This window comes from Faecalimonas umbilicata (genome assembly GCF_004346095.1).
GTDB classification, from domain to species: domain Bacteria; phylum Bacillota; class Clostridia; order Lachnospirales; family Lachnospiraceae; genus Faecalimonas; species Faecalimonas umbilicata.
On the sequence record NZ_SLZV01000005.1, the window covers coordinates 70706 to 83237 of the forward strand.

The following is a 12532-nucleotide window of genomic DNA, read 5'->3' on the forward strand; positions in this document are numbered from 1 at the left end:
TGCGTAAAATATTACTATTAATTTAAATTTTTCTATGAACAGGGAGTGTATTTATGTATAAAATAGATTTTCAATGTCCGGTCCATGTCCATTTTATCGGTATCGGCGGTATCAGCATGAGTGGCCTTGCCGAAATTCTCTTAAAAGAACATTTCACAGTAACGGGATCGGATTCCAAAGAATCGCCCCTTACAAGACATTTAACAGATCTGGGAGCTGTCATCCATTACGGACAGAAAGCTGAAAATATAACTGATGATATTGATGTTGTCGTCTACACCGCTGCCGTGCACGCAGATAATCCTGAATTTATTGCAGCAAAAGAACATCAGCTTCCGATGCTTACCCGTGCAGAACTGCTCGGACAGCTGATGACGAACTATAAGACACCGATCGCAGTATCCGGAACTCACGGCAAGACAACAACGACTTCCATGATTTCCCATATCCTTCTTGCAGGAGATACGGATCCGACCATCTCTGTCGGAGGTATTTTAAAGATCATCGGCGGAAATATCCGCGTCGGTCACTCAGATGTTTTCATTACAGAAGCCTGTGAATATACGAACAGCTTCTTAGATTTTCTTCCAAAGATTGGAATCATCTTAAATGTAGAAGAAGATCATATGGATTTCTTCAAAGATCTTGATGATATCCGCCATTCTTTCCATCGGTTCGCCGCACTGCTTCCGAAAGATGGCACACTGATCATTAACAGTGAGATTTCACAGTACGAGCAGATTATTGCCGGCCTGAACTGCAATGTCATCACATATGGCATTCATCACGATGCAGATTACACTGCACAAAATATTCAATACGATAACATGGGGAATGTTTCGTTCGACCTGATCGATCACGGAACAAAGAAAGATCGTATTTTCCTCTCTGTCAACGGAGAACACAATGTATCCAATGCACTTTCCGCAATCATTACCGGAACACTGCTCGGCATCGACCTTGAGAAGATCAAAAAGGGACTCTTGTCCTTTACCGGTACTGACCGCCGCTTTGAATACAAAGGAACACTCGACGGTGTCACGATCATCGATGATTACGCACACCATCCGACAGAGATCGAGGCAACTCTTTCTGCCGCACAGCACTACCCGCACAGAGAAATCTGGTGCATTTTTCAACCTCACACATACACAAGGACAAAAGCTTTCTTTCACGAATTTGCGCAGGCGCTGACACTTGCAGATCATGTGATCCTCGCAGACATCTATGCTGCCAGAGAAACAGATACGCTTGGCATGTCCTCAGAGGCTCTTTCAGATGCAATTCGTGAACTAGGCGGAGATTCCTACTATTTTTCATCCTTTGATGAAATTAAAAATTTTGTAAAAGAAAAATGTATCCACGGTGATATGTTGATAACTATGGGAGCTGGAGACGTTGTAAACATAGGAGAATCATTGTTATCCATATAGTTATCCACATTATCCACATTATCCACATTGTTTCTTATCCACAAAGAATGATGATTTATCCAATAAAAAGTCCTTTTTAGAACTTCTTTCTGGTGCTATAATACCAGTACATTGAAGAGGATTTATTTAGAAAGGTACGGTGTAAGGATGAAGAGTTTAGTATTGAGCAGCCATGGTCAGAATCATACAACATTAGTCGACAATCATTTTATCGACTGCCATATGGTAAAAGCAAATGGAGAGTTTGTGAAAGTTTATCTATTCCTGCTCAGACATCTGAACTCTTCTCCTGTTGCCCTCACCATTTCTACGATTGCAGATTGTCTGGACAACACAGAGAAGGATATTTTGCGTGCACTGAATTACTGGGAGAAAGAGGGACTGCTTTCCCTCCAATATGAGGAAAGCGATCATTCTCTCTGTGGTATTGCGTTTTGCCCTGTTCCGCCATGTGAGGGATCCGGGAACTCTTGTGCAATTCCAGCTTATGAAGACACATCTGCATCAGAAACGCAAGCTCCTTCGACCGTTCAGATACCGGATGTGACTATGGGTGCGGATACGATCTCTGATTCACGCGGAACAGCCCCGACTTCTATCAAGGCTTTCCGTGACCGTAAGGAATTCCAGCAGCTTTTGTTTGTCGCAGAACAATATATCGGAAGACCTTTGACTAGAACAGATATCGATACGATTTCTTATTTCTTTGATCAGCTTCATTTTTCTGCGGATCTGATCGAATATTTGATTGAATATTGTGTCGAGAATCAACATACGAGTATGCATTACATAAAAAAAGTAGCTCTCGCATGGGCAGATGCTCATGTGACTACAGTCGAGGAAGCCCGGGCAACTTCCAGCATTTACAATAAGAATTGTTATACTGTACTCAATGCTTTTGGCATTCGCGGACGCGGACCTGCCGCTTCTGAGATTGCCTATATAAAAAAATGGACTGAACAATACGGCTTCACTTTAGATATTATCAAGGAAGCCTGTGACCGGACAATGAGCAGTATCCATCAGCCAAGTTTTGATTATACCGATAAGATTTTGTCCAAATGGCTGACACAGCATGTCCGTGTCCTGTCAGATATCGAACGAGTGGATACTGCTTTCCGTCAGGAAAGAGAGAATAAGCGCAGAACGGTAACTTCAAAGCCTGCAGCGAATATTAAGACAAAATTTAACAACTTTAACGGTCGTTCCTATGATATTGATTCTCTGGAAGAACGTCTGTTAAAGACCAGATAACAAAGGAGCAGAAGTTATGGCATTAAAAAATTCCCAATATGACACGATCATGCGGGAGTATGAGCAGAAGCAACTGCATAGTCAGGACGTATTAAACGCACACTATCAGAGAGTGTATGACTGCATCCCTGAGATCCGCGATCTCGAGAATGCGATCTCCCATCTCTCTGTCCAGAAAGCACGAAATCTTCTGGAGGGAGATGAGACTGCTCTCTCCTCTCTGAAAGAAGAGATTTCCATGCTCCGTCAAAAGAAGTCTGCCCTTCTGTCCTCGTATGGATTCCCGGAGGATTATCTGGAACCTTCTTATGAATGTGCAGACTGCAAAGATACCGGATATATTGGCAGTCAGAAGTGTCACTGCTTTAAAAAAGCGACCATCGATCTTTTATATACACAGTCTAATCTAAAAGAAATCCTTGCAAAAGAGAATTTTAATACATTTTCTCTTGCATATTATTCTGAAAATCACATAGATCCAAAGACTGGACGCTCTTCACTTTCCATCATGAGAGATGCATTGGTAGTCAGCAAAGAATTTGTCCGAACATTCGGACAGGAATTCCGCAATCTGTTTTTATATGGAGATACCGGAGTCGGAAAGACTTTTCTCTCAAACTGCATTGCAAAGGAACTAATAGACAGCGCTTATTCCGTTATCTACTTTACAGCATTTGAATTATTTGATATATTTGCTAAGAGCCGGTTTGATAAAGATACACTTGCCGACACAATGTACGGCTACATTTTTGACTGTGACCTGCTCATTATTGACGATCTGGGAACAGAACTGACGAATTCTTTCATCGCTTCCCAGTTGTTTTTGTGTCTAAATGAACGTCTTTTAAAGAAGCGCTCTACGATCATATCGACAAACTTGTCTTTGGAATCAATTGTTGAGATTTATTCTGAGAGAATTTTTTCAAGAATCACGAGCAACTATACTATGTTAAGACTAACTGGAGATGACATACGAATCAAAAAGAAACTTATGAATATGGAGGAACAAACATGTTACATCGAGAAGAACGAAATTTAGAAAACATCCCTGTGGGATCACTTGGAATCATCGCAGTAGACGGATGTCAGGAGCTTGGAAACAAGGTAAATGACTACCTTGTAAAATGGCGTAAGGAAAGCTCCCACGAACACAAAAATGACGTCGTGTTCACAGGATATGAGAAAGATAACTACTTAATCGACGCCAAAGTACCTCGTTTTGGTTCTGGGGAAGCAAAAGGAGTGATCAATGAATCTGTACGTGGTAAGGACTTATATCTGATGGTAGATGTCTGCAACTACAGCCTGACTTATTCCTTAAGTGGCCATGTAAATCACATGTCACCAGACGATCATTTCCAAAACCTGAAGCGTGTTATCGCTGCTGTCGGAGGAAAGGCTCGTAGATTAAATGTCATTATGCCATTCTTATACGAAAGCCGTCAGCACAAGAGAAGTTCCCGAGAGTCTTTAGACTGCGCACTTGCTCTTCAGGAACTTGTAAGCATGGGTGTTGACAATATTATCACATTTGATGCTCATGATCCTCGTGTACAGAACGCTATCCCGCTCAGCGGATTCGAGACAGTACGTCCAACTTACCAGTTTATCAAAGGACTTCTTCGCACTGTACCTGATCTCATCATTGACAGCGATCACATGATGGCAATCAGCCCGGACGAAGGTGGTACAAGCCGTGCCGTATATCTTGCTAATGTACTTGGGCTTGATATGGGTATGTTCTACAAACGCCGTGACTATACACAGATTGTAGACGGACGCAATCCGATCGTTGCACATGAATTCCTTGGTTCTTCTGTAGAAGGAAAAGACGTGATCATCATCGACGATATGATTTCTTCCGGTGACAGTATCATTGACGTTGCAACAGAGTTAAAGAGAAGAAAAGCAAAGAGAATCTTCGCTGCCGCTACTTTCGGTCTGTTTACAAACGGTCTTGATAAATTTGACAAGGCTTACGAAGAAGGTATTATCCACGGAATCCTAACAACAAACTTAATTTACCAGACACCTGAATTGCTGAGCAGACCTTACTACATTAACTGCGATCTCAGCAAATACATCGCTCTTCTGATTGATACTTTGAATCACGATGGTTCTATCAGCAGTATCCTCAGTCCGAACGAACGTATCCAGCATGTTGTTCAGAAATACAAAAATGGAGAACCTATTTAGTTTTTTACTTTTAATTTTAATTATCCTGAATCATTTATCATTGTAAAGAAATTTTAAAGATATTTCTTCATATTTCATACATTTTAATAATTCAGAAAAGAAGAACCCGGAGAGAAGACTTATATCTACAAGATACAACTTCTCTCCGGGTTCTTTTATTTTGATATTTGCAAAAAGAAACCATATTTTACCCATTCACATGATATGGGATACCGAGTTTCCTTAACATCTCTAACTCTCTTCTCTGACAGGTAAATAAAATAATCTGTCTCTTGTTTTCTGCAAGCCAGCGAAGTGTATTCTCAAGTCTTCTCTCATCATAGTATGCGAATGTCTCATCGAGAATTACCGGAAACTCTTCCTCGTACATCAACTCTGCCGCTGCCATACGGAGCGCAAAATAAATCTGTTCCATCGTTCCCCTGCTGACTTGTCCCACTGAAATTTTCTGTGCCCCTTGTAATAGATATATGTTCGTATTTTCATCTATAAAAATGCGATCATATTTTCCATCTGTAATTGCACACAATATCTCTGAAGACACCTCATTCAGCCTTGTTTCAAATTCCTTTCTCACATCTGTGGACAGATGCCGGATCGTGTCCTCCGCAAGCTGGATCGCTCTTCCTTTCTCTTCCAGAACAACATATTCTTCACTGACTTCCATGAGTTCTTCTCCTTGCTCACAGAGATTCTCGTACTGCATCTGTTTCTCTGCAATCTCTTCCCGGAGCAGCTCCCGTCTGACAACCATCCTTCGCAAAGCCTCTCGATGCCTCTCTTGCTCATGTTCGAGTGAAACTTCTCGTTTTTCTGCTTCCCGGGACTCCTCTGTCTCTTGCTGTACTTTTTCCTCCGCCTGTCGGAATGCTTCCATCAATTTCCACAGGAATACTATTTCCAGAATTATCGCTCCTGACAGCACACTCCATTTCAAAATCCCCTGAAATAGCAAGGAAATACCCGCAACGCCTGCCAGAAATACAACCGGCAATAACTTTATTTTGACCACATCCCATACATTCTGTTTTTCCGTGCTTTGCTCTTCTTCTGGAGTTCTGACAATTCTTTTTTCTTCCTGCTTTCCCTGTTCGATGTTTTTGCTGATTTGTTCTTCTTCCGCTTGTTTTCGCTCGATTTCTTCGCTGATGTATGCCGCCTGCTGTTCAACTTTCTCTCGCTTTTCCTGCTTCTTTTTGCGAATTTCTTTCTGACGGTTTTCCACTGTCTTTCGTCGCTCTTTTAAAATCGCAAGCGCGCGCTCCACATCCATCTCACTGTTCCCGGAACAGTAATAATTTGCAGCATAGTTTCGCAATTCTGCACCAAGATCGGCACTTGTCTCTGCTTTTGTCTGACCGATTGAGATGGTATTTTCAAATGCAGCTTCTGACATGCCATCCAGAAGCATATCCATATCTCCCTGTTCCACCGATAAGATCTCTCCGTCTGTCTGACAGACAAGACTTGCGCTCTTTCCATAGCGGTCAAACCGACGGCTGATGATAAAAGTTCTGTCGCCAGACTCAAATGTCATCTCTCCCGCATAGTAAGACGGCTGATCCCACGGCTCATATTTTGTAAACAGATCATTTTTTGCTGCCCTTCCGCGCCCTTTTGTCAGTCCAAATAGCATACTTCTGATAAAAGCATGCAGTGTACTTTTTCCGAACTCATTTTCTCCGTAAAAAATGTGGAAGCCTTCTTCCAGTTCTATCTTTGTCTCTGAAAATTTTCCAAAGCTTTTCAGATATAATTCTCTGATAATCACCTAACTTCTCTCCTCCATCGCTGCAAGAATTGCACTGACCCCCTCGCACATTGCCTGATACTCGATACTTTCCGGCTCGCATTCCATAAAATGTCCGATCAACCTTCCAAGCAGATTTTCTTTATTTCTCTCGTACAGCTGTTCATAGTGATATGCAGGAACGGTATGATCAAGAATCTCCACGATATTTCCATAATAGTCGAGATCTTCTATATCATAGACAATCTCCGGATCTCTCTGTCCTTCCAAAATAATTTTGTACAGCTCCGCAGTGCCATTTTGTTCGATCTCCTCTTTGATCTTTCCCCGCAGCGCCCCATGTGTCATTTCTATATCCACTGTGAGATGCAAGTGTATGTACTGCCTTTTTGCAAATGGAACAAAACGGATCTGCGTTCCTTTCTCGGTAATCTCTCCGAGAAGAAATCCATGTCTTCCTGTTTCATTTTGATCGAGCGGCTCAAGAGAACCAGAAAATGCCGCATAGTCTTTCAATAGCATCTGTGGTTTATGAATATGTCCCAGTGCAACATAATCATAGCCCAGTGCTTTTAACTTTGCTTTTTTGATCGGAATATGTGTCTCATCCCCCCCGTGAGCCAGAAGGATTTCATATTTCATGTCCCGCGGGGCATACGCCTCGTCGTACCTCGCCTCTCTGATTTCCCGTCTGTCATAGCTGAATCCATACACTGCAAGATCCAGCTCCTCGATCACTGCTCTGTGTAATGTAGTTTCAAACAGTGGATAGACATTTTCACTCCATGCTATCTGCAGATAACGCGAATCCTTTCGAATATAGTCATGATTTCCTGCAATCAAAACGACCTTTGTCCGAGATAATTTTCCAAAATGATAATTTATCTCTTTGAGTTCTCTCAACAGAGGCTGCCTGTGAAATAAATCCCCTGCGATCAGCAATAGGTCAATCTGTTTCTCCTCACAGATGTCAATGACTTTGTAAAAACTATCCCAGATCTCCTTTTCCCGCTGTCCGTCATCACGCCTTCCCGCCTCCGGCGCTGCCCCTAGATGGACATCTGCTATCTGTATAAAATTCATAAAATTATTCTCCTTCACTCATCGCCGGTAACGTCACGATAAACCGTGTTTCCCACTCGTCACTCTCCGCACGGATCGTTCCATGATGCAGTTCCACAATTTCTTTTGCAATGGCAAGTCCAAGTCCTGCTCCTCCTGTCTTGCTGGAGCGCGAACCATCCACTCGGTAAAACTTCTCAAAAATTGCACTCAGTTCCTCTTCCGGAATCTTCTCTCCTTCATTTGCCACAACAATCTCGATCTCCTGGTGCCGCTCCTTTGCCTGAATCCGTATCGCAGTTCCTTTGTCACAGTACGCAATCGCATTTCGCAAAAGATTATCAAATACTCTGGCAAGCTTATCCGCATCTCCGTAAATCATCAGTGTATCATCAATCTGCACGTCACATCTTAAGTTTTTCTCCTTCAAAACCGCATACAGTTCATCCGCAATCTGTTCCAACATCATAGACAAATCTAAATTTCCCGGCTCCAGAACAATATCCTGTAAATTAAACTTTGTAATCTCAAAAAATTCATTGATCAGCTCTCCCAGACGGATTGCCTTCTCCAGAGAAATATGCGTATATTTTTTCCGCTCCTCCTCCGGCATGTCCGGCTTTGTTTCAAGAATACTTAAATATGCCACAATGGAAGTCAAGGGCGTTTTCAAATCGTGTGCCAGAAAAACAACCAGATCATTTTTCTTTTTCTCACTCTCAATCGCCTCCTGTTCCTGCCTCCGGATCGTCATCTTAATCTCATTTAAGCTATCCTCAAGCGGCCGCAGCGCAGGTTTAAACCGCACAGGTTCATTAAAATCCGATAAAATATTTTCAATTCCCTGATTAATTTCCTTCAAGTACTGTGTGATTCTGCTCAGCACAAAATAGAAAAAAAAGGAAAACAATAAAAGGAATCCCGCACCCATAAAATAAATTTTATTGTTTCCAATCACTTTCCAGTAGAGATCGATCGCCTGTTGCTCCGGCATATGAAACCACATAAAAAAATGTACAAATCCATCTGCAAACTTATGATTATAAATCCCATCTATGACAAGATTTTTGAAAAGATAGCCGACAAGCGCCGTAAACAGTACGACAAGCATTGTCTGAAGCAGAATGTTAATCTTTAACCTTGTATAATTTTTACTCTTCAACTTTATATCCTACTCCCCAAACCGTCTTAATAAAATCGCTCTTTCCGGTCGGCCCGCTCATCTTCTCACGCAGATGCCGAATATGTACCATGACTGTATTGTTACTGTTTTTGTAATACTTTTCTTTCCATACATTTTCAAACAATTCTTCCGAGCTGATAACCTTTCCACGGTTCTCACACAGCATCCACAAAAGATCAAATTCAATCGGTGTCAGTGTCAGCTGTTTCTCGTTATAGACACACTCATGAGATTCTCTGTTTAGCTGAAGTCCTGCAAAATCAATGATATCTCCACTGTCAGTCCTTGTTCCTTCATTATACTGTGTATATCTCCGAAGCTGCGCTTTCACTCTTGCGATTAGTTCCAGAGGATTAAACGGCTTCAAAATATAATCATCTGCACCAAGCGTCAGCCCAGTGATCTTATCAATATACTCCGTTTTTGCGGTAAGCATAATAACCGGAAATGTATACCTCTCTCGAATCTTCTTTAAAATTTCAAATCCATCAATCCCCGGAAGCATGACATCGAGGATTGCAAGATCGATCTTTGTCGTCTTCATACATTCCAACGCTTCTTCGCCGGTATAAAATGGATACACGGTATACTGATCACTCTGTAAATAGAGCGCAATCACATCCGCGATCTCCTTCTCATCATCTACAACTAAAATATTCATATTTCCTCCTCAATTCCCCTTACAATTTTAAAATGGCGAGGCAAAGTATACAAATACCCGCCCCGCCTTGGTTTCTTTCATTCTTTACAGTTCACAGTTATTCACAGTTCTTGGGAACGGAATGACATCTCTGATATTTGACATACCAGTCAGATACATCACACATCTTTCAAATCCAAGTCCGAATCCTGCATGTCTTGTAGAGCCATATTTTCTCAGATCCAGATAGAACTGATACTCTTCCGGATCCAGGTTCATCTCCTGCATACGCTTCAGCAGTTTGTCATAATCATCCTCTCTCTGGCTTCCTCCAATGAGCTCTCCGATTCCAGGAACAAGACAGTCTACCGCTGCTACTGTCTTATTGTCATCATTCATCTTCATGTAGAATGCCTTAATATCCTTCGGATAATCTGTCACAAATACCGGACGTTTGAACACTTCCTCTGTAAGATAGCGCTCATGTTCTGTCTGCAAGTCAACTCCCCATGACACTTTGAAGTCAAATTTATCATTGTTCTTCTCTAAGATCTCAATTGCCTCTGTGTAAGTTACACGTGCAAATTCAGAGGACACAACATTGTGGAGACGATCAAGAAGTCCCTTATCTACGAAAGAGTTGAAGAAATTCATCTCTTCCGGTGCGTTCTCCAGTACATAGTTGATGATATGCTTTAACATTGCCTCAGCAAGGATCATATCATCATCCAGATCTGCAAATGCGATCTCCGGTTCTACCATCCAGAATTCCGCTGCATGACGAGTTGTATTAGAGTTCTCTGCACGGAATGTCGGTCCAAATGTATATACATTACGGAATGCCTGCGCATATGTCTCTGCATTGAGCTGTCCACTTACAGTAAGGCTTGTCTCCTTATTAAAGAAATCCTTCGTATAGTCCACACTTCCATCTGCATTCTTCGGGACATTCTCCATATCCAGTGTTGTGACACGGAACATCTCTCCTGCACCCTCGCAGTCACTTCCTGTGATCAGCGGTGTATGCACATACACAAACCCTCTCTCTTGGAAGAACTGGTGGATTGCATATGCGATCAAAGATCTTACACGAAATACTGCCTGGAATGTATTTGTTCTCGGACGAAGATGTGAAATTGTTCTCAAATATTCAAAGCTGTGACGCTTTTTCTGCAGCGGATAATCCGGTGCAGATGCCCCCTCTATGATCACTTCTTCTGCCTGGATCTCAAATGGCTGCTTTGCCTGAGGCGTAGCTACTAATGTTCCCTTTACAATAATAGCAGCACCTACATTTAGCTTGGAAATCTCCGCAAAATTGTCCATACTGTCGTGGTATACGACCTGAAGTGTCTCAAAAAATGAACCGTCATTGACAACGATAAACCCAAATGTCTTAGAATCACGAATACTGCGCACCCATCCACCGACAGTAACCTGATTATCTAAGTATGCCTCTCTGTTCTTGTAAAGTTCTTTCACAGTTACTAATTCCATCTCTCACTACTCCTTTTCTTATATTTATCTACAACCGATGCCTGCACGATTTATCTTCTTCCACTGATTTCAGATTTCACTGTGTTCCATCTTTATCATTCTGCTTGAAAATAAAAGATACAGTACACCGGACAGATATGGCTGATTTGATATTCATTGTTACAGTATAACGCATTTTCTATGTTCTAGCAATCAAAAGTATAGATTTCTCAGTGATTTTTGGTGATTTTTTAAAGTATTGATTTCAAAGAACGGTGAGACTATTCTTATCACTTTGAATCCAAGGAAAATGTCTTCTTAAACACCGAAGAACCTTGACTCCTCTTCATATTCCAGAATTTTTTGAGACAATGAACGATGAACTGTTCTATTCCGAAGAAGAAATGATAAAAAAGACAGAAAATCTGCTTTTGATAGAAGGGACAAACTTGCAGAATCTATTGCGATGTGCTATATTAAAGATACAAAAGGGGAAACCATAAACGGCTTACCCAATAATTAAATGCTTAATTTACTTAAGCCGTCATTATTGCGAGTAATGGCGGCTATTTTCGTTTATCCTTGAAAATCTCGTAACAAAGACCTACAAGGGCAACAATGAATATTAATAACTGAATCAAATCAGAATATGTAACATACATTAGCATCGCCCTCCTTTCTTTCGTCTGGAGGGTTGCCCCTCCGTAAAAGAGAGTAAGCCGCCCGGCTTTGGTTTCCCTGCCAGAATTATAACATATTCTTAACCCGCTCTCAATTACCTTCTGTGTTTTCTCTGCCCCCTGAATCATCAAAACACCGTATCAACGAAAAACTACTAAGCCAATACTTTTAAGATATGGATTAGATTCTAACACCACTTTTATTTTCATTTCGAGCAAATGGTAGAGACAGCTTGATTTTTCATTCTATTCTATGCTATACTATCAACCGCTGAATCCCTTATAAAATAAGGTCTAGACGGGTTTCAGCAAAGTGTGTTCGAGACCTTCCACACGTAAAACAAAACTAAAGGAGATTTGAATTATGAAAAACAAAGGTGTAGTATTTACCACGCAGGCAGCGATGATTGCTGCTATCTATGTCGTATTGACAGTTGTTTTTGCACCATTCAGCTTTGGATCGGTGCAGGTAAGAATTGCGGAAGCACTTACCATTCTGCCGGCATTTACCCCGGCTGCCATTCCGGGACTTTTTGTCGGATGTCTGATTGGAAATATTCTCGGAGGTGCAATGCTTCCGGATATTATCTTCGGAACACTTGCAACTTTAATCGGTGCTGTCTTCACTTATATTCTGCGCAATCAGAATAAATTTTTAGCACCGCTTCCACCAATTGTCGCAAATACAGTCATTATCCCATATGTACTGCGTTTTGCTTACGGGGAAGCAATCCCGATCCCGCTTCTTATGCTGAGCATCGGAATCGGTGAAGTGATTTCCTGCGGTGTACTCGGAATGATCCTTTATTTTACATTAAACAAATACAAACACCGTCTATTTGCTTTATAATATATCCT

10 protein-coding genes are annotated in these 12532 nt (G+C 41.5%); 5 read left to right on the plus strand and 5 right to left on the minus strand.

Going from position 1 to position 12532, the window contains the following annotated elements; genetic code table 11:
• Window positions 1-53: 53 nt before the first annotated feature.
• The 4 genes from murC (at window position 54) to EDD74_RS03470 (ending at window position 4883) form a co-directional block, all read left to right on the plus strand.
• Window positions 54-1433: a UDP-N-acetylmuramate--L-alanine ligase gene (murC, locus tag EDD74_RS03455; protein ID WP_009263771.1), complete on the plus strand. Its 1380-nt coding sequence runs from the start codon at window positions 54-56 to the stop codon at window positions 1431-1433.
• Window positions 1434-1580: 147 nt separating this feature from the next.
• On the plus strand, window positions 1581-2687 hold the full coding sequence (locus EDD74_RS03460) for a DnaD domain protein (protein ID WP_009263772.1): 1107 nt from the start codon (window positions 1581-1583) through the stop codon (window positions 2685-2687).
• 16 nt (window positions 2688-2703) lie between these two features.
• Window positions 2704-3726: an ATP-binding protein gene (locus EDD74_RS03465; RefSeq protein ID WP_009263773.1), complete on the plus strand. Its 1023-nt coding sequence runs from the start codon at window positions 2704-2706 to the stop codon at window positions 3724-3726.
• Window positions 3699-4883: a ribose-phosphate pyrophosphokinase gene (locus tag EDD74_RS03470; protein WP_008977604.1), complete on the plus strand. Its 1185-nt coding sequence runs from the start codon at window positions 3699-3701 to the stop codon at window positions 4881-4883. Before EDD74_RS03465 ends, EDD74_RS03470 begins: the two co-directional genes overlap by 28 nt.
• A 187-nt stretch (window positions 4884-5070) precedes the next feature.
• Here the strand turns inward: EDD74_RS03470 and EDD74_RS03475 are convergent, their stop codons facing one another.
• The 5 genes from EDD74_RS03475 to asnS form a co-directional block, all read right to left on the minus strand.
• A complete protein-coding gene (locus EDD74_RS03475) occupies window positions 5071-6654 on the minus strand; it encodes an ATP-binding protein (protein WP_009263774.1) in 1584 nt (527 codons plus the stop codon).
• On the minus strand, window positions 6655-7716 hold the full coding sequence (locus tag EDD74_RS03480) for a metallophosphoesterase family protein (protein WP_116440924.1): 1062 nt from the start codon (window positions 7714-7716) through the stop codon (window positions 6655-6657).
• Between the two features lie 4 nt (window positions 7717-7720).
• Window positions 7721-8857: a sensor histidine kinase gene (locus EDD74_RS03485; protein WP_009263776.1), complete on the minus strand. Its 1137-nt coding sequence runs from the start codon at window positions 8855-8857 to the stop codon at window positions 7721-7723.
• Window positions 8847-9539 carry a VanR-ABDEGLN family response regulator transcription factor gene (gene vanR, locus EDD74_RS03490; protein WP_008977609.1) on the minus strand — a complete coding sequence of 231 codons (693 nt, stop codon included), beginning with the start codon at window positions 9537-9539 and terminating at the stop codon, window positions 8847-8849. Before vanR ends, EDD74_RS03485 begins: the two co-directional genes overlap by 11 nt.
• An 84-nt stretch (window positions 9540-9623) precedes the next feature.
• Window positions 9624-11015: an asparagine--tRNA ligase gene (gene asnS, locus EDD74_RS03495; RefSeq protein WP_116440925.1), complete on the minus strand. Its 1392-nt coding sequence runs from the start codon at window positions 11013-11015 to the stop codon at window positions 9624-9626.
• Window positions 11016-12038: 1023 nt separating this feature from the next.
• On the opposite strand from asnS, the gene EDD74_RS03505 reads away from it, so the two are divergent.
• A complete protein-coding gene (locus EDD74_RS03505; protein WP_008977612.1) occupies window positions 12039-12524 on the plus strand; it encodes a QueT transporter family protein in 486 nt (161 codons plus the stop codon).
• Window positions 12525-12532 lie beyond the last annotated feature (8 nt).

What these genes read in the sequence shown, in the direction of transcription:
- EDD74_RS03505 (WP_008977612.1), top strand. Translation starts at nt 12,039, where the DNA reads ATGAAAAACAAAGGTGTAGTATTTACCACGCAGGCAGCGATGATTGCT.
- EDD74_RS03460 (WP_009263772.1), top strand. Translation starts at nt 1,581, where the DNA reads ATGAAGAGTTTAGTATTGAGCAGCCATGGTCAGAATCATACAACATTA.
- vanR (WP_008977609.1), bottom strand. Translation starts at nt 9,539, where the DNA reads ATGAATATTTTAGTTGTAGATGATGAGAAGGAGATCGCGGATGTGATT.
- EDD74_RS03480 (WP_116440924.1), bottom strand. Translation starts at nt 7,716, where the DNA reads ATGAATTTTATACAGATAGCAGATGTCCATCTAGGGGCAGCGCCGGAG.
- asnS (WP_116440925.1), bottom strand. Translation starts at nt 11,015, where the DNA reads ATGGAATTAGTAACTGTGAAAGAACTTTACAAGAACAGAGAGGCATAC.
- murC (WP_009263771.1), top strand. Translation starts at nt 54, where the DNA reads ATGTATAAAATAGATTTTCAATGTCCGGTCCATGTCCATTTTATCGGT.
- EDD74_RS03465 (WP_009263773.1), top strand. Translation starts at nt 2,704, where the DNA reads ATGGCATTAAAAAATTCCCAATATGACACGATCATGCGGGAGTATGAG.
- EDD74_RS03470 (WP_008977604.1), top strand. Translation starts at nt 3,699, where the DNA reads ATGTTACATCGAGAAGAACGAAATTTAGAAAACATCCCTGTGGGATCA.